Source organism: Henriciella marina, from assembly GCF_027213945.1.
GTDB lineage: Bacteria > Pseudomonadota > Alphaproteobacteria > Caulobacterales > Hyphomonadaceae > Henriciella > Henriciella marina_A.
Genome location: NZ_JAPWGW010000001.1, coordinates 129,814 through 148,355, shown reverse-complemented (window position 1 = coordinate 148,355; position 18,542 = coordinate 129,814). Strand labels below are relative to the sequence as shown.

Annotated in this window: 14 protein-coding genes; 3 read left to right on the top strand and 11 right to left on the bottom strand. The window is 60.4% G+C overall.

Going from position 1 to position 18,542, the window contains the following annotated elements:
* Positions 1-3: 3 nt before the first annotated feature.
* Complete coding sequence (locus O4G74_RS00700; protein ID WP_269400757.1) at positions 4-408, bottom strand: YkvA family protein; 405 nt, start codon at positions 406-408, stop codon at positions 4-6.
* 68 nt (positions 409-476) lie between these two features.
* Between O4G74_RS00700 and O4G74_RS00695 the strand changes: the two genes are divergently transcribed.
* Positions 477-1,256: an SDR family NAD(P)-dependent oxidoreductase gene (locus O4G74_RS00695; protein ID WP_269400756.1), complete on the top strand. Its 780-nt coding sequence runs from the start codon at positions 477-479 to the stop codon at positions 1,254-1,256.
* 56 nt (positions 1,257-1,312) lie between these two features.
* Here the strand turns inward: O4G74_RS00695 and O4G74_RS00690 are convergent, their stop codons facing one another.
* The 9 genes from O4G74_RS00690 to O4G74_RS00650 all read right to left on the bottom strand — a co-directional run bounded on the left by O4G74_RS00690 (position 1,313) and on the right by O4G74_RS00650 (position 12,013).
* Entirely contained in the window at positions 1,313-1,855 is a 543-nt protein-coding gene (locus tag O4G74_RS00690; RefSeq protein ID WP_269400755.1) for a DUF4199 domain-containing protein, read from the bottom strand.
* 101 nt (positions 1,856-1,956) lie between these two features.
* Positions 1,957-2,403, bottom strand: a complete 447-nt coding sequence (locus O4G74_RS00685) for a response regulator transcription factor (protein WP_269400754.1) — start codon at positions 2,401-2,403, stop codon at positions 1,957-1,959.
* A gap of 68 nt (positions 2,404-2,471) precedes the next feature.
* The gene (locus tag O4G74_RS00680; protein WP_269400753.1) at positions 2,472-3,023 is read right to left on the bottom strand and encodes a CC0125/CC1285 family lipoprotein; all 552 of its coding nucleotides are present in this window, start codon (positions 3,021-3,023) and stop codon (positions 2,472-2,474) included.
* A 104-nt stretch (positions 3,024-3,127) separates the two neighbouring features.
* A complete protein-coding gene (locus O4G74_RS00675) occupies positions 3,128-3,538 on the bottom strand; it encodes a redoxin domain-containing protein (RefSeq protein ID WP_269400752.1) in 411 nt (136 codons plus the stop codon).
* Between the two features lie 77 nt (positions 3,539-3,615).
* Entirely contained in the window at positions 3,616-5,052 is a 1,437-nt protein-coding gene (locus O4G74_RS00670; protein ID WP_269400751.1) for an aldehyde dehydrogenase family protein, read from the bottom strand.
* Positions 5,053-5,159: 107 nt separating this feature from the next.
* Positions 5,160-6,236 (bottom strand): DUF2891 domain-containing protein, encoded by a 1,077-nt coding sequence (locus tag O4G74_RS00665; RefSeq protein ID WP_419715359.1) that lies wholly within the window; start codon positions 6,234-6,236, stop codon positions 5,160-5,162.
* Between the two features lie 184 nt (positions 6,237-6,420).
* Entirely contained in the window at positions 6,421-7,455 is a 1,035-nt protein-coding gene (locus O4G74_RS00660; RefSeq protein ID WP_269400749.1) for a phytase, read from the bottom strand.
* Positions 7,456-7,544: 89 nt separating this feature from the next.
* Entirely contained in the window at positions 7,545-10,382 is a 2,838-nt protein-coding gene (locus tag O4G74_RS00655; protein ID WP_269400748.1) for a TonB-dependent receptor, read from the bottom strand.
* Between the two features lie 125 nt (positions 10,383-10,507).
* A complete protein-coding gene (locus tag O4G74_RS00650) occupies positions 10,508-12,013 on the bottom strand; it encodes a helicase HerA-like domain-containing protein (protein ID WP_269400747.1) in 1,506 nt (501 codons plus the stop codon).
* Positions 12,014-12,175: 162 nt separating this feature from the next.
* Here O4G74_RS00650 and O4G74_RS00645 point away from each other — a divergent pair, with 162 nt between their 5' ends.
* Entirely contained in the window at positions 12,176-12,454 is a 279-nt protein-coding gene (locus O4G74_RS00645; RefSeq protein WP_269400746.1) for a YrhK family protein, read from the top strand.
* 6 nt (positions 12,455-12,460) lie between these two features.
* A complete protein-coding gene (locus O4G74_RS00640; protein WP_269400745.1) occupies positions 12,461-13,582 on the top strand; it encodes an AI-2E family transporter in 1,122 nt (373 codons plus the stop codon).
* Positions 13,583-13,759: 177 nt separating this feature from the next.
* Here O4G74_RS00640 and O4G74_RS00635 read toward each other — a convergent pair whose 3' ends face one another.
* Positions 13,760-18,514, bottom strand: a complete 4,755-nt coding sequence (locus O4G74_RS00635; protein ID WP_269400744.1) for an NAD-glutamate dehydrogenase — start codon at positions 18,512-18,514, stop codon at positions 13,760-13,762.
* Positions 18,515-18,542 lie beyond the last annotated feature (28 nt).

Sequence of the window (18,542 nt, the reverse complement as noted above, 5' to 3'; positions counted from 1 at the left end):
CTTCTAGGCGTCGTCAGTTTCGGGTTCGGGCAGGTCCAGAAGACGCCGGGCCGACTTGCGATGGCGTTCGCGGACCTGCGCCCCGACAATCGACAGCGCCGTTGCCAGCACCGTTGCATCGTCTGCGAAACCAAAACCAATGACAAAGTCCGGCACCCAGTCTGTCGGAAGGACGAAATAGCCTAGCGCGGCGAAAAGCACCGCCTTGGCCTTTCTGGGGGTCAAAGGATCGATGGCTGCGTAGTAGGCTGCGGCCAGATCATCGGCAAATGGGACGCGTCCCGCGACCCTGAAAAGCTTCGGCAAGAAGCCTTTCCGGGTGCGCTGGCGGTCGCGTTCAAGCGACAGCGGCAGCGCGCGTGGCCCATCCTCTCCGTTCTCAATCACAATTTCCGTTGGGTGACGCATTGGCACAGCCTTTCTTGCCTCTATAGATCGCTCGCATCAGCCGAACGTTCAAGGGAGACCTATCAGACATGAAACTCAGCTCAGACATTAGCGCAGTCATCACCGGCGGCGCATCGGGCCTCGGCGCGGCCACGGCAAGACAACTCGCCTCGCATGGCGTGAAGGTCGCTCTGTTCGACCTCAACGAAGAAAAGGGCGAAGCCCTCGCCAAGGAACTCGGCGGCGTTTTCTGCAAGGTGAACGTCACTGACGAAGCTTCTGTCGACGCCGGCTTCAAGAAGTCGCGCGAAGCCATCGGCCAGGAGCGTATCCTCGTGAACTGTGCCGGCACAGGCAATGCGATCAAGACCGCCAGCCGCAACAAGGAAAGCGGCGAGATCAGCCACTTCCCGCTCGACAAGTTCGACCTCATTATCCAGATCAACCTCGTCGGTACCTTCCGCTGCATCGCGAAGTCGGCTGCTGGCATGATGACGCTGGACCCGATTGATGGTGAGCGCGGCGCGATCGTGAATACCGCTTCGGTTGCTGCTGAAGACGGCCAGATCGGTCAGGCAGCTTACTCCGCGTCCAAGGGCGGCGTCGTCGGCATGACGCTTCCAATCGCACGCGACCTGTCGCGCGAACTGATCCGCGTCAACACGATCCTGCCGGGCATCTTCAACACCCCGCTGCTGCAGGGCGCCCCGGAGAACGTGAAGCAGGCCCTCGGCGCGCAGGTGCCGAACCCGGCCCGCCTCGGCAACCCGGAAGAGTATGCATCGCTTGCAGAGCAAATGATCACCAACGCCTACTTTAACGGCGAAGATGTCCGCCTCGACGGCGCCATCCGGATGGCACCGCGCTAAGCGCCCGCCACATCAGACCTGATGTAGCCCGCTCAGAAATGAGCGGGCTTTTTCATTCAGTCCGGCCGGGCTGGCAGGAACTCGCTGTTGCGCAAGACAAGCGCACTCACCAGGGAAACAAGGACGCCGACCGGAAGGATTTCGGTGATCGTAATCGGGATCCGAAATAGCGGGTTTGCGTACATCTCGGCGAAACCGCGCATTTTTTCAGCATAGGCTTCAAGCTCTGCGCCCGACATGCCGTCGGCCTGCGCCTGCTCGATCCCGGCCTGCGCGTAGTCGGTACCGAAATCGAGGCCGGTGACGGCTAGTGTAATTTCCCAGCCGAGTGCATAGATGATCCCGGCAATTGCACTGATCGCCAGACCCATACCGAAGGCCGGCAGGAATTTGATCACGCCGCCTTGGGCGATATCGCGCTGGCGCTTGATGGCGAAAAAGATGAGGCTCAACGCGACCAGCATGGACGCATAGCCATAGATATGGCTGCTACTGCCGCTCTCGAGAAAATTGTTACCTGCGCTGACCACAGCGGTGAACATGAAACCGCCCGTAATCAGACCTGCCACGAGCCCGGCGATCAATATCCGTTTCAGCATCTTATCGTCTCCTTTTCGAGGCTTTCTTCTGGGGCTAAGACGGCTTGGTCGGCTATTGCCCAAAAGGGTGATTTTCGTGAAATCACCCAGTTTTCCTTCCGCTAGGCGACGATACGCAGCGCTCGTGCCTTGCTTACCGCTTCGGTCCGGCGGCGCGCTTCAAGTTTGTCCAGAAGGCGCGAGACATGCGTCTTGACCGTATTCGGCGAGACACCGAGCGTGCGCGCAATTTCCTTGTTCGACTGACCTGCCGCCAGAAGCTCGAGCACCTCATACTCGCGGTCACTGATGCCGAGCGTAGACCGCGCCTCCGGGTTGCCGGTCGCTACGGCCGGCGCAGCTTTGCGGAAAAGCTGCGCCCCGACCCAGATGCCAAGAATAAGGAAGACGAGCGCCAGTAGCGAGATGAGGAGTGCGCCGGACTGGAAGCGCGCCAGATGCGCATATTCGATCCATTGCAAGACCAGCACGCCACCAGCAAGTAGCAATCCGTAGGCGGTCAGGCTTAGAGCTGACACTGCAGGTTTGGCTGTCTTGCGCGCGGTCATGAAAAATCCCCCAGCCTTCAATAAAGACCGGGGGATCCTGTTTGGCTAGCGCTGCTTTATGCCTGGTCCTAGCGCACCTGCGGCCGCATGATCGTGCCGGAAAGGTTTGCCAGCACATCACGCGCGTCGAAATATGCCGGGTCATCCGGAGAGGGGCCGCGGCCCATCAGGATCTCAGCCGACGCTTCGAACCGCGTCACCTCACGGTAGTCGGGGGCACGTGAAAAGAATGGATCATTAAAGCCGCCCCAGTGGTGCGGATAATAAGCGATCGCACGGCCCCTTGGCCCGTAGAAACGGTAATGCGGGCTGAAATGGCTGTAAGTGCCGCCAACCGGCACAAAGCTGCGGTCAGCATCCGTGGTACGACGGACCATCCGGAAATTGTCGTAACCCGACTGCACGGTCAGTTCTGCCGCGCGATAGAGCAGATAGGTCTCGACGGTCTGGCGATCCGTCAGGCTATTGCCCGAGAAGTTCACGACCCAACGGTTCTGTTCGATCTGTTGTTCGGTGTAACCGCGATCCGACGGGGTCGCCGCCTGATAGGGAGTCGCCGTTGCACAGGCGCCAAGCAGCGCAAGCGATGCAATTGCCGGGATGAAATATGCTTTGGCCATGCCGTTACCCTCGTCCTGTTTCCGTTGAAACTATATCGGGTCGAACTGAACGCCACACAACAGATCGATCAAACTGCAGTGATCGTTGAGCGCGCAGCCGCCACCTAACGCGTGCCGCGGGGTGGGTAATCCTTCTTCTCGACGAACGCGATTGTCTCGACAACGTCATCCAGCGCCGGGCGGGCAAACGGAACCGATTGCACCCAGCCCATGTGATAGTCTGTGCCCTTGAAAACGAGCAGGGCTGGTTCGGCAAATACGTCTGGTTCGTCATCATTGATGGCGCTGGACGTATAGACGCCGAACTTCTCGATGAAGTCCTCACCGATTTCATAGGCGATAGGCAGCTGATCGAGTTCCCATTCCTCGTGGGCCTTATCCGCGCGGGATTTCTCTTCCATGGTGGCGGCGACAACGCTGATGCCCTTGCCAGCGATGTCCTTGAGCTTGCTGCTCAACTCTTTCAGCTGTTTCTTGCAGAGCGGGCAATGTAGACCGCGATACACCACGATCATGCGCCACGGGTGCGCGACAAAAAGCCCGCGGGTCTGACGCCGCGGGCTTTCTTTAGTCGTGTTTATAACGGCAGCGGTTAAGCAGGCGCGTTACCAAAGACGGTTTTCACTTCGAGGAATTCCTCAAAGCCATAATCACCCCATTCGCGGCCAATGCCGGACTGCTTGTAGCCGCCAAATGCGCCGGTCGCGAAGTCCGGACCTGCGCCATTGATGTGGACGTTACCTGCACGGATCTGGTTGCCGACCTTGCGGGCATGGTTGAGATCAGACGACTGCACATAGGATGACAGGCCGTAGACCGTGTCGTTCGCAATGCGGATGGCGTCTTCTTCAGTGTCGTAAGGCAGGATGCAGAGAACCGGGCCAAAGATTTCTTCGCGCGCAATCGTCATGTCATTCGTGACGTTCGCAAAGACGGTCGGTTTGGTGAAGTAGCCCTTGTTGAAGCCTTCCGGTCGACCGGTGCCACCGGCGACAAGGGTTGCGCCTTCGTCGATGCCCTTCTGGATCAGGTCCTGGACCTTGTTCCACTGGTTGCCATTGGAAATCGGGCCCATCGCACCGCGTGGGGCTTCGTCGCCTGCGCCAACCTTGACCTGCTCTGCGGTTGCCTTGGCAATCGCGATGGCCTCTTCCTGCTGGTCCTTTTGGACGAGCATACGCGACGGGGCGTTACAGGACTGACCGGTATTGGTCATCATCTGCATGACGCCGCCAGAAACGGCTTTCTTCAGGTCCGCATCCGGCAGGACAATGTTCGGGGACTTGCCGCCGAGTTCCAGAGCGACGCGCTTGACGGTCGGGGCAGCGGCCTGGCTGACGAGAACACCCGCGCGGGTGGAACCGGTGAAGCTCATCATGTCGATGCCCGGATGCTGGGACATGTATGCGCCAACGCCTGGGCCATCGCCGTTTACGAGGTTGAAGACACCTGGTGGGACACCTGCGTCATGAAAGATTTCTGCCACGATCATCGCGTCGAGCGGTGCAATCTCGGATGGCTTCAGCACCATGGTGCAACCCGTCGCAATCGCAGGGGCGACTTTACAGGCGATCTGGTTCTGCGGCCAGTTCCACGGCGTAATGAAACCACAGACGCCTATTGGTTCCTTGCGGATCAGGGTTGCGCCGCGCTCTTCTTCCCACTGGTATTCACGCAGGATTTTGGCAGCGGCCATATAGTGCCCCATGCCGGCTGGCACCTGGGCAGCGCTGGCAAGCCACATCGGTGCGCCCATCTCGTCAGAGATGGCTTTCGCCATGTCGCTCGCGCGCTCCTGAATGCCTGCAGCGATCTTTTCCAGAAGCTCTGCGCGGAACTCGACAGAGGTCTGCGAGAAGGATTCGAAGGCGGCTTTCGCGGCCGCGACGGCCTTGTCCACATCAGCTTCAGAGCCGAGCGAGATGCGGGCAAACGGTTCTTCGGTTGCCGGGTTTTCAACTTCGAGCGTGCGCGGTGTTTCCGGGTCGACCCATTCGCCGTTGATATAGAATTTGAGATAGTCCTGCATGGTCCCGTTCCTCTCACTTGGTTCTTGTCTGTTGCCAGGTATCTAAGCGCCGCGGCGCGCAATTAAAAGCGCTATCGCCCCGTCACCCTTGTGAATTCGAATTAAGTTCAGTCGGCTTTGCCCGCACCCGTGAGGCCGCGGCGGGTTTCAAGATAGGTCGCAAAGCTCGCCAGCCAGTGACTGCCTGAATAATGCTCGTCAGAGACCGCGGCAATGCCAGCCTTCTTGTGGACCTCGGCGGCGGCCACAAGGCCCGCGCGTCTCGGGTCGCGTTCAGGCAGTCCTGCGGCCATGCCTTCAAGCGCCCAGGCGCGTGAAAGGTTTACGCCGTCCAGATGCACCAGCTTGCCATCGGAAGGGTCCAGCACGATGCCGGGCGCGAGCCAGTCGGCGCGGCCATTCTCTGGCAGCTCAGGCAGGAAGCCAGAAAGCCAGGTGGCAAATTCCTGCGGGGGCAGAATGCGGCGCATCAGGTCAGCTTCCATGAGACATGGCGACAGGAAATCCTCGCCAGACGGCTCATAGCCAATAGGGCAATTTACATCCTCAAGGTGGAAGCTGCGGATCTTGTCGATCAGGGTCTCTTCCAGCGCTTCGTCGCCGACAGTGCGGGCATAATCCAGTATCAGGCCGAAGGCGAAGGCCGTCTGATTATGCGTGCCGAGCCGGATGGGATAGGAAAGCTTCGGCAGCCAGACCATCGTATTGGCGACGATCTCGGCTTCGAGCGGGCGCAGTGTCTCGCGCCATTCGGAAAGCTGCGGGTCGGAGCTTTCTTCCAGTTCCGCGATCAGCTGAAGAAACCAGGCGATGCCATAGGGGCGCTCGAACGAGGCCCGGTCCTCGCGCTGATAATAGGCAAGCTCGCCCGCAATGTTCTGCGCCGTGAAGCTCTGTGCCAGCTTGGTGCGGATTTCGTCTTCCAGCGTGCTTTCGGGCGCGGTGTTCAGTGTGCGCACCAGAAGCCAGTGGCCATGCACCGAAGAGTGCCAGTCAAAACAGCCATAGAAAGCTGGCGTCAGTTCGTGCGGCGCGCGGGCATCATCATCGGACTGCATGACGTGACTGATCTTGTTCGGGTATTCGCGGTGCACGCAGTCCAGCGCAAGGCGGGCAAAACGGTCGGACAGGGACAGCTTGGCGTCGGTGGTCTCGCTCATGCCGGTCGCACTCTCTTCAGGCATGGCGTGGGCGGGCAGGGCGAATAGCGCCGCAGCGGCGAGAAGTGTCTTGAGAGAAGCGTTGAGCACGACGTCGGAAATCCTCCTGCTGACGTGACCGTGACGCTAGTGATGGACTTCGCGCAGCGCAAGAAAAAGGGCCGACCCTACGGCCAGCCCTCTCAATTCCTTCCAAGTGGCAGAAGGATCAGTCGTTGAGGCCAAGAGCGGCTTCGACGTCGGCCCAGTCTGCGATCTTGAAGTTCTGGTCGACTTCCGAGGTCGGGTTCGCATCGTCCTGAACGATCACGATACCGCGCGGATAGCCCGGCAGGGCTGCCGAGGACACACCGAGGCCATCGGTATGGGTGACTGAATCAACACTGCCGTCTTCGCTTTCAGTCACCGTGAAGATGCCGCGCACCGCATGCGGGGCAGCCCGGTCATAGACGACGAAGCGGTCTGCAGCTTGCGCCGAGGCGACGAGATATCCATCGGTGCCTTCGCCGACCCAGAGTGACAGGCCTTCGACATCTGCGACGAGACCATTGCCGGCCTCGATCGTGTCGACGATCTCAGGCGTGCTGTCTGGCTGACGCAGGTCCAGCTTCCAGATGCCGTGCTCTTCCTCGCCGATGAAAGCGATGCCTGCGCCATCATCGACAACGCAGCCTTCAAGCTGCAGCTGGCCGAACTGGCCGACTTGCAGGCTACGCTGGAACGTCACGCCGTCCTCGCTGCTGCTCCAGATCTGGATGGAACCGTCCTTATAGGTCGGGATGATAAGCGTCGTGTCGTCCACCTCGCCCATGCAGATGCCATAAGGCTCTGCCTTGCCGGTTGGTACATCGCCGGTGTGCGTGACCTTGCCGGTCTCTGCGTCCACGCTGAACATCGTGATCGAGTCGAACTCATCATTCGAGGCCGCCGCAACATTGCCGCGAACATCCACATTGTTGACCTGGCCGACATCGAGGAACTGAAGCTCAGCGCCGGAGAGGTCGTAGACGTGCAGGCCCTCATCCTTGTTGGTGCCGAGGATAAGACTCTTCGAGACATCGCCCGGATGCACCCAGAGCGCGGGGTCGTCGGCGCGGTCGCCAGTGCCGGTCATCGGATCGGTTTCGAAGCTGGCCGCGACAGGCTGGGCCGCGATGCCATCATCGATCCAGACATCATCGGTCTCGCAGGCACCAAGCGTTGCAGCGGCAGCGCCGGCGAGCAGAAGGATACGGAATGTCATGCGGTGAGATCTCCTGAAGTGTAGCGTTTCAAAAATGGCGGGCCGGACACGCATATGCGCTCCGGCCCGCCCACTGGCATCGCCAGAAATTAGTAGGTCAGCCGGGCGCCGAAGACGACCGTGGTGCCGAACTCGTCATATTGCGACAGGCGGCGCTCGTCGCCGAAATAATAGTATTCCGGCTCATCGGTGAGGTTCTTGCCTTCCAGATAGATCTGGAGGTTGTCATTCACGTCATACTTGGCAGATGCCTCGACGAGGAGACGGTCATCAGTTGTGCGGTCCAGATTCGCGTCCACCAGCTCATCGAGATAATCGCCGCGATAGTTGGCCGAGACGCGCAGGTCCCATGGGCCCTTGTCATAACCGAGCGCGACGTTCCAGATCATGTCCGACTGCTTGAGGAAGCGCACATCGCGGCCATCCGGCAGTGTGGCTTCGCTCTCGGTCAGGGTCAGGTTCGCCGAAACGAGGAAGCCCTGAAGTGCGCCGTTGAGATCGCCAAGGTCCTGAACATAGTTGAATTCCATGCCGTAGATTTCGCTCGAGCCGACATTGATGAAGGTCGAAATCTCTTCGACTTCGCCGCTATCTGTGTCGTCGCCATTGAGGAGCTCAGCCGGAATGGCAGACAGGTCCACATTGCCCGGAACATCGCCAATGTCGAAGCTTGCCGGGAAGATGGCGTTGGAGATGTCCTTGTAGAACACACCTGCCGAAAGAACCGAGAGCTGGGTCGGGTAGAACTCGATGCCGAGGTCGAAATTGTCAGCTTCCAGCGCGTCGAGGTTCGGATTGCCGATCTCTGCTTCGTCGCGGTCATCATTGATGAAGACGAAAGGCGCCATTTCACCGAAGGCCGGGCGCACCACGGCGGCATAGTAAGCCGCGCGGCCGATAAGGCGGTCACTGAACTCATACTTCGCGTTCACGCTCGGCAGGACGTTCGTATAGTCATTGCTGAAGTTCGTGACGGTGGCAGTCAGGTCATCCTCCTGCACGACACGGCCGCGCAGGTCGATCTTGGATTGCTCTATCCGCACACCCGGCACCAGCGTCAACGCGCCAAGGTCGAACGTGCCCATGACATAGCCGGCATAGATCTGTTCATCGATCTCATAGTCTTCGCCATTGGAGTCGAAGAAGCTGCCTTCCTCATCGAGATCGCCCGGGCCAAAGGCGTTGCGAAGCGAGCGGGTGAGGGCTGGATCAGGCCAGGTTGGCTGCGGATTGCCGATGCGCCAGTTGTCGATGAAGCTGTCGCGGGCATAGTTGAGAAGGTTGATGGAGCTGTCTTCATGGACCAGCACATTCACATCGCGGATCTTCTCCCGGTCACGCACCTTCAGGCCAGCCTTCCAGGTGACCGGCGTGTCGCCGATCAGGCTGTCGCGAGAGATGTTGAACTGACCCGCGAACTCGGTGTCTTCATTGATCGTGAACTCACGCTCATAGGCGTCGAGATCATAGTTTGACGGATCATAGACCGCGTCGAGAATGGCCCCACCAAACCAGACGGGGCGTTCGGGCGTGGAGAAATCGATAATCGCATTCTCGCCGACATCGTCCTGGATATCTTCATCGCGGAAGGTCGCGTCATGATTGTCGCTGTCGTCTTCCTCTGCATAGGCGTAGGAAAGCTCATAGTCAGCTTCCCAGTCGCCCCAGACCGACTGGCCGCCAAGAGCCACCGTCTGGATCTGGCGAACTTCGCGGCGGACACGTACTTCTGCGCCCATCTCGTTAAGCGGCAGCGACGCGGTGAACCGCGTGATCTGTGAGCCATAGGCCACGACATCGTCGCCATTGGCATCCTCATCGGCGACATCGCCCAGGTCACGGAACTGGAGGACGTTGCGAACTTCGTCGTCTTCGTAATTGTTGAACAGGGTGCGCAGGTAGAGGTCGGTCGTGTCGTTCAGGCGCCAGTCGAAATTGGCTACAACGCCCATACGCTCGCGGTTCAGCCCGTACCAGCGCTGCTCATACCCATCGCTGAGATAGTAGTCGCCATTCGAGAGCTGGCTCCACTCATCGGCTTCATTGTTGTGAGTTTCGATGCGCAGGTCCTGATAGTTCAGCGACACGGCAACGCCGAGCTTCTCGCCGAACACGTCTGAATAAGTCAGCGTCGCTTTCGGGGAGAGGTCCTGCGAGATTTCGTTGTAGGCGCCTTCAAGCTTGGCGCGGATAAAGCGGCCGTCGCGGTCAAAGGCCGAGATAGTGGTTAGGTTGATGACGCCGCCAAGGCTGTCCGCATCAACATCAGGCGTCAGCGATTTCTGAACCTCGATACCGTCGAGAAGGTCGGATGGAACACCATCCAGCAGGACGCCGCGGCGATCTTCCGGCGACGGAGTCCGCACGCCGTTGATCGAGGCAGAGATAAGGTCGGTATTGATGCCGCGGATAGAAACATAGCGGCCTTCGCCTTGGTCGGTCTCGATGGACAGGCCCGGGACGCGGGCCAGCGAGTCGGCAACCGTTGTATCTGGGAAGTTACCAAGGCCATCGGAGTCGATCACGTTGATGATCGCATTGGAGGCGCGCTGCTGGTTAATCGCGCCAGCCTGTGCGGCAGCCGAGCCCACAACCAGGACATTGTCGAGGTAGCGCACATCGCCGCCAAGCTGGATGTCGAGCTGTGTATCGTTGAGGACGCTGACCGTTTCGCTGACAGGCGCTGCGCCGATATAGCTGACCGACAGCGTGTATTCGCCGGCCGGGATATTGGTGAAGCGATAGTCACCATAGCGGTTGGTCGTGGTCGAGCGGTCGAGCCCCTCGATCCGGACGATCGCGCCTTCAAGCGGCGCTTCGCCCGTCGCGTCGGTGACCTGGCCGCGCACGATGTCTGCGGCAGCGATTTGCGCGATGCCTGCGCTAACCAGCGCGGTTGTAATAAGCTTGCTGTACCGGAATTTCATGTGAACACACCCCTCTTGAACAAGAGTGGGCGGTTAGCATTCATGCGCGACGGTACGGCGACGGTTTCGTATCAGAACGGTAACGCTATCGCGACGCTTGTGTGACGGCGTGTGGTGGCCGTCCTTCAGCGCCGTTTCATGCCACCGAGAATGCCGCGCAGGATATAACGCGCGACATCCCGGGCGATTGTGCGGGTCGCCGTTTTCATGGCCGCCTCGCCAACCGACTGGCGGCGGGAGGAGCGACGACGGGTCTTTTTCTTCTCCAGTTCGCGCTTGGCCTTTTCCTCCTGCTCGGCAAGACGCTCTGCCTCTCGGGCGGCGGCTTCTTCTTTTGCGCTCAGGATTTCGTACGCCGACTCCCGGTCGGCCACATCGTCATACTGACGCGCGACGGGGCTCGCAGACATGATGCCAGAGCGTTCGTCATCGCTGATCGGGCCGAGTTGCGAAGAGGGCGGGCGGATCAGCGTGCGCTGGACCACGCCGGGGGTTGATTTCGCATCCAGCGTTGAGACGAGCGCCTCGCCGGTGCCCAGCGCAGTGATCACTTCTTCTGTGTCGAAGGTAGGGTTCGGGCGGAAGCTTTCCGCTGCGGCGCGCACGCCTTTGCGCTCGGTCGGCGTATAGGCGCGCAGGGCATGCTGGATACGGTTGCCGAGCTGGGCCAGCACGCTGTCGGGCAGGTCGCGGGGGTTCTGCGTCACGAAATAGATGCCGACCCCCTTGGAACGGATCAGGCGCACTACCTGCTCGATCTTCTCGACTAGGGCTTTTGGCGCATCCTTGAAGAGCAGGTGCGCCTCATCAAAGAAGAAGACGAGCTTTGGTTTGTCCGGGTCGCCCACTTCGGGGAGTTGCTCAAACAGCTCAGACAGGAGCCAGAGCAGGAAAGTCGAATAGAGCTTTGGTGAGTTGATAAGGCGCGTTGCATCCAGCACGTTGACGATGCCGCGTCCGTCATCCGCGTTGCGGATGATATGCGAGAGGTCGAGAGCTGGCTCGCCGAAGAACAGCTCCGCGCCCTCACGCTCCAGCCGCAACAGGTTGCGCTGAATGGCACTCAGCGAGGAGGTTGCCACATTGCCATAGCGAAGTGACACCTCTTCGCGCACTTCCTTGTCGCCAAGGTGGATGAGGAGCTTCTGAAGGTCCTTGAGGTCCAGCAGGAGAAGGCCCTCATCATCGGCATATTCGAACGCGACCGTCAGGACGCCTTCCTGTGTCTCGCTGAGGTCCATCAGGCGCGACAGCAGCGTCGGGCCCATTTCCGCTATGGTCGCGCGGACAGCGTGTCCCTTCGTGGCAAACACATCCCAGAAGACGGCAGGTACGTCATGATAGCTGTAGTCCTCAAAGCCGATCTTCGTGGCGCGCGACATGAAGGCGTCGTGCAGCTTGAATGTCTCGGTGCCGGATTTGGCGATACCCGACAGATCACCTTTCACGTCGGCACAGAAAACAGGCACGCCTTCGCTCGAAAAGCCCTCTGCCATGATCTGCAGGGTCACCGTCTTGCCCGTGCCTGTCGCGCCCGCAATAATACCATGGCGATTGGCCTGTTTCAGGAGCAGCCGCTGTGCCTCGTTTTGAGCTTCACCGCCCCCGCCGATATAGATGCTGTCGCCCATGTGCCTGTTCCTTCGTCTCGCGGGGGCGGAAGCTAGCCGTAAACGCAGCAGCCGCAAAGGCCCGGCGGATGGCAAATGAGCGCGGCACGTGTTTTGACGTCGCCTGACGCGAGAGCCATTCGGAAGACGACACATTCAGACACCAGAACGAGGAGGCTGACCTTGAGCAAGAAATCCCACCACTGGATGAATTTCGACACCAGCAAGCACGGCGAGGTCTTCGGCAATTACCAGAAGCTCTATGATGGCGTGGACGCGGCGGCAGCGGTCGCATTTGTTATCGGCTCTGCGCTTTTCTTCAGCGAGGCAACCCAGACGCCAGCGACCTGGCTTTTCCTGATTGGCTCGCTCTTTTTTGCAATCAGGCCTTGCGTCCACCTCGCCCGTGATTTCCACATGTCGCGTCTGCCAAACAACGGTGACAAAGCGCAGGGAGAATAGAACGGGATGAGTATGCGGTCGGGCATCGTTGCCCTCTGGATCATTGCGATTGGGGTCATCATCGCCCTGCTTTATCTCGGCCGGGCCATTCTCGCGCCGTTCGCACTGGCGGTGTTCCTGTTCCTGATTATGGAAGGCTTCACACGCCTTATCCGCGAACGCGTTGGCTTCATGTCCGAAAATATGAGCCGCGTCGTTTCAATACTCGGCACGCTTCTCGGCTTCGGTCTCTTCATCGGTCTGCTTGCGCAGGGGATTGCCCAGTTCAGCGATCAGGCAGGCGAGTATGAGGAAAAGATCAATACGCTCATCGCTGATGTCTATCAGACGGTGAATATGGGGCAGGCGCCCACGCTGACGGAGATTCTCTTCGATGAGCGCGGCCAGCGTTTCTTCGCCACCATTGCGGGCGCGATGGGTGACCTCTCAGGTGACCTTGTCATCATCCTGATCTACGTCGCCTTCCTGTTTCTTGCGCAGAGTGCATGGGCGCCGAAACTGGACCGCATCTTCCATGACGATGCGACGCGCGCGCAGGTCAGCAAGATCGGTCACGCGGCTCGCCGGGGGATCGAAACCTATCTCTGGACCCAGACGGTTATCTCCGTGATGATTACGGTGCTGACCTACATTACGCTGGTTGCGCTCGGGGTGGAGAATGCGATCTTCCTCTCAGGTCTCATCTTCATACTTAATTATATCCCGACCATAGGTTCTATCGTTGCTGCCTTCGTACCCATGCTGTTCGCACTGGTGCAGCCGGAAGTTCCAGGCTGGATTCCCGGCGGTGCGCAGGACGGCTATGTCTTTGCGGCAATCGTTTTTGCGGCTGTCAGCTTCTGGCAGTTCATGATCGGCAATTTCGTCCAGCCACGCATCATGGGCGAGTCATTGAACATATCTGCACTGGTCGTGCTGCTCTCGCTCGCAATCTGGGGCGCGATCTGGGGCATACCGGGCATGTTCCTGTCCGCGCCGCTCACCGTCCTGATCATGATCCTTTGTGCGCAATCAGAAACGACGCGCTGGATCGCGGTACTTCTGTCAGCGGATGGTGACCCCGGAGGCACACTGACCGGAGAGCCAGACAGTATCGCGCAGAATTCTGCAGAGACGACTGCCAACTGACCTTGGCAGAAATGTCCGGCACTCACATATATCGCGTGTGCCGGAAGCCGGCTACGAACTTATAGCTCGTTCTAGATAATCGGGCCTCCGCGTGCGTCCCCCCACCCAGCCTGCGGAGTTGCCCGTAGGGCCCGCCGGACACGTCCCCGTCTGGCGGGCCCGCTTGGGCCTTACTCCTCAATCCTGTCTTGCCGCTCCCGACATGAAGCCGCGCACAGCGTCGGCTGCGAGCGTGAACTGCGCGAAATTCGCGTTTGCCGATGACAGTGTGGATAGCTGGCTGGTCAGGGCCCGTTTCTCGCTATCATGCACGCGAAGCCAGTCTTCGAGGCTGCCTTCTTCAAGCGCCATGGCGGTCGCCTGCGCCTGGTGACGGCGAATGTCCTCAATCAGGCGGCGCGTTGCGAGCCTCTCCCAGTAATTCGCGCCTTCCATGCCGTTCAGTGCGTCATGGCGCAGCCGGTCGAGGCGCAACGCTTCGCCCAGTTTGAGATAGGTCTTGAGGGCTTCGTCGATCGAGACATTCGGCTCACTTGCGAGGGCATAGAGTTCCACTGCTGCTGGACGAAGCGGCATCAGGGCCGCCCTGCTGGCGAAGGCTTTGTCGAGACCTGCATTGGACAGGGCTGTGGCGCGTTTGCGGGCCTGCTGTGCCTCGAACCCTTCCAGAGAGCCTTCAAGCGCATCTTCCAGCGACTTGAATGCGCCGCAATATCGCGCCACCGTTTCCTCGACGGCTGCGCCCGGCTCCAGACGGATAAGCGCCGCAGCCGTATCGGCAACCGCTTCGGCGCCGATCTGCATCAGCTCTGTCTGCAGGCTGGCGCGCACTTCATTGTCGAGGCGGTGAACATCCTGCTGGAAGCCCGGCAGGCCGATCAAGTTGGCGGCAGTTTCGAAGGCGCGGCAGATCTCGGCGTTTTCTGCTCCGGTCCGCTCCCGCAGTCGCATCAGCATGAGCGGGCCACCCGCATCGATCAGCCGGTTGGCAAGCACGGTTGCGATAATCTCACGGCGCAGCCTGTGGGCGGCCATCGCATCATCAAACTGGTGTAGCTCGCTCGGGAAATAACCCTCGAGCGTGCGCACGAAATAGGGGTCATCCGGCACGTCGGAGGCGACGATGTCATCGAACAGCGTGATCTTGGACCAGGCCAGAAGCACGGCGAGTTCTGGCCGCGTCAGCCACTGCTTGTTCTGTGCTCGCTCCGTCATGTTGGACGTCGCAGGCAGGCCTTCCACCTTCCGGTCCAACACGTTGCGGCCCTCAAGATAGCACATCAGCCGCTCATTGGCCTCGTGGTCCCGCGCGGCGGTGGCCTCGGCAAGGCTCAGCGCGCCCGTCTGCGAGTAGTTATGCGCCAGCACATGCGCCGCGACATCATCGGTCATCGACGCCAGCAGATGATTGCGCTGCCCACGTGGCAGCGCGCCGCGCCGCATTGCCTCAGAGCAGAGGATCTTGATGTTGACCTCATGGTCAGAGCTGTCGACGCCGGCCGAATTGTCGATGGCGTCGGTATTGATCCGCCCACCGCGCAGCGCGAACTCGATGCGCCCCGCCTGTGTCAGGCCCAGGTTCGCGCCTTCGCCGATAACCTTGGCTTTCAGGTTGCGGCCATTGACGCGGATCGCATCATTCGCCCGGTCGCCAGCATCGCCCTGCGTTTCCTGCGAAGCCTTCACATAGGTGCCGATCCCGCCAAACCACAGCAGTTCACACTCGCTCTTCAGCAGGGCGTGCAGCAACTCATCGGGCGTTGCCTCATCAGATTTGAGGCCGGTCATTTTCTTCATCTGGGCGCTTAGCGGAATGGACTTCGCGCTGCGCTCAAAGATGCCGCCGCCTTCTGAAATCAGCGACTGGTCATAGTCCATCCAGGAAGACCGCGGCAGATCGAACATTCGCTTGCGCTCCTCCCACAGGCGCTCAGGGTCCTGCGGGTCCGGATCGATGAAGATGTGCATGTGGTTGAAGGCAGCGGTCAGCCTGATCTGCTTGGACAGCAACATGCCATTGCCAAACACATCGCCAGACATGTCGCCGCAACCGATGACGGTGAACGGCTCTGTCTGGATGTCCTTGCCCATCTCGCGGAAGTGGCGCTTCACCGCTTCCCAGGCGCCGCGCGCCGTGATGCCCATCTTCTTGTGGTCATAACCGGCAGAGCCACCCGAGGCGAAGGCATCGCCCAGCCAGAAGCCATGTTCCAGGCTGATCTCGTTTGCGATGTCAGAGAAGGTCGCCGTTCCCTTGTCGGCCGCGACGACGAGGTACGGGTCATCCCCATCCCAGACGACGACATCGGCAGGCTGGTGGACCTTGCCGTCGATCAGATTGCCGGTGAGGTCGAGCAGGGAGCTGATAAAGGTGCGATAGGCGGCGATGCCTGCCTGGTTGCGTTCCTCGCGGCTGGCATTGGCCGGGATCTGCTTGGGAAAGAACCCGCCCTTGGAGCCGACTGGAACGATCACGGCATTCTTCACCTGCTGGGCTTTCACAAGGCCAAGTACCTCGGTGCGGTAATCATCCCGCCTGTCAGACCAGCGAAGGCCGCCGCGCGCCACCTTGCCAAAGCGGCAGTGAACGCCCTCGACTTGCGGGCTCGCCATGAAGATCTCACGGAAAGGCTTCGGCGCCGGGAGATCTGAAATCTCCTGGCTCGCAATCTTGAAGCTGATGAATGGATGCGCCGTCCCATCAGGCCGTGTCTGCCAGAAATTGGTGCGCTGGATCGCCATAATGAGCCGCGCGACGCGCCGGATCACCCGGTCCTCATCCAGAGAAGACACTTCATTCAGGCGCGCTTCGATATCGAGGCGCTTGGCCTCAGCCTTCTTCGCGCGGGCTTTCAGGTCCTCGCCTGTGCCCGGGTCAAACCGGATCTCGAAAAGTTCCAGCAGCGCGCGGGTCAGGCCGGGATGGCGTTGCAGCGCCTCGATCTGCGTGCCGCGGGCCGGGTCGAGACCCGTCTGGTGCCTGTAGGCACAGAGCGTGCGCAGCAGGGCCGCTTCACGCCATGTCGCTGAGGCTGTGAAAACGAGACCGTTAAAGCGGTCATTCTCTGCCCGCCCATCCCAGATCGCCACGAAGGCCTCTTCGAAACGGGCCGCAATATCCGCGGGGTCGAGCGCCGTGCGGCCAGCGGTGCGCATCTTCAGCGCGTGAACCCAGTACGTGTCTGGCCCATCTGCGGCGGGCTTGGGCTTTGGATTGACCGGATAGCCTGTCTCGAAATCGACGAAGAGACCCATATTTTCAAAGATCGGGACACAGTCCGACAGGGCGATGGCGCCATTGCGCGAATAGATCTTGGCGGAAATCTCCGACTCCGGCGCGCCTTCAGGGCGGAAGGCGCGTAGGCGGATGGGCCGCGCCGGTCCAAGGGCGCGGATTGCTTCGACGTCGATCAGCGCCTCTGCGGGCGGGAAGGCCTCGCGATAGGCGGCGTTGAACGCACCGCGGAAAGCGTTCGCTTTCTCAAACTCGCTGTCAGGGACGCCAAGCCCGGCCAGCGCCTCGCGGAAGGTGTCATCCCAGGTCCGCGCGAGGTTGGCCACATCGGTTTCCAGCTGCTCGACATCCGGCTGGACCGACCCATCGGGCAGTTCGATCAACAGGTGTACCCGCGCCAGCGGCGAGGCATCAAAGCGCGGCTGGAAGGAGATGAGCTTGCCCTTGAACGCCGTGGTCACATGCGCGCTGATGCGCTCTCGCACAGCGGAATCATAACCGTCGCGCGGCACGAAGACGAGGACTGAAACAAAGCGGTTGAACCGGTCACGACGCACAAAGAGACGCGTGCGCGGACGCCCCACCAGATGCAGCGCGCCCTGCAGCAGCGGGATCAGCGTGTCCGCGTCGGCCTGCAGCAGCTCATCGCGTGGCCAGGTCTCAAGGATGTTGGACAGCGCCTTATAGTCATGGCTGCCCTCAATGGCGCCGGTCGAATCGAGCACGCGGGCCACACGTTGGCGCACCAGCGGAATATCCCTCACGCTCTGATTATAGGCTTCAGCTGTATAGAGCCCGAGAAAGCGCGTCTCTCCGACGACGTTTCCTTTCGCGTCAAAATGCTTGACCCCGACATAGTCGCAGAGGGCGCGACGGTGCACGCGCGAGGTCAGCGTTGATTTCGCCGCGATCAGCGGGTCCGGTTCAGACAGAAAAGCTCCGATGGCCGGGGTCAGCATCAGTGGTTCAGAACCGCGCCGCAGAACGTTTCTGTCTTCGTCGCGCAAGAGGCCCAGATTGGAGCCGTCGACCATGAGCGGCTCTTCTGGCAGCACGGTGCCATCCTCGGCAGTCTCGAACCGGTAGTCGCGCACACCCAGAAAGACGAAATGCTCATCTGCCAGCCAGTTCAGAAAGGCGATGGATTCCCTGCATGGTTCAGTTTCGCAGGACGGGTCATTCTCCAGCCGCTCGATCTCGCGCTGCATGCGTGCCTGCATTTCACCGAAGTCGGCGACGGCCATCGCGACGTCGCGAAGCGTCGCATCTGCGCCGTCCTTCAGCGTCTTGCATTCAGCGGCGCTAAGGGCCGGCACATGGATCTGGATCAGCGACAGGCGCACGCCTTCGCTTGTCGTCAGGATGGGGTGGAACAGGGCGCGGACCTCAAGGCCCTGTTCAGCGCAGAGACCCAGCAGAGAGTCGACGAGGAATGGTGTGTCACGGGTGACTGTTTCCAGCACGCTCGTGCCGGTCAGGCGGTCTTCATCGCCGCGCCCGTCTCGCACGCGGATGCGGGCGCTTTCGCCATCATAGCTTGCCGCGAGGTCTGCCATGCTGGCCGCCTGCGCTTCAATGTCTTTCGTGGACAGGAAGGAAAGGTGTTCGGTCTCGGCAGTTTCGCGGAAGTTCTGCAGGATATCTTCCAGTCGCACCTCGCCGATGGGCGGGGTGGCGTTTTGACCGGCGTCCGACATGTCGAAGCTCCTGATTGGCTCGTTCAAA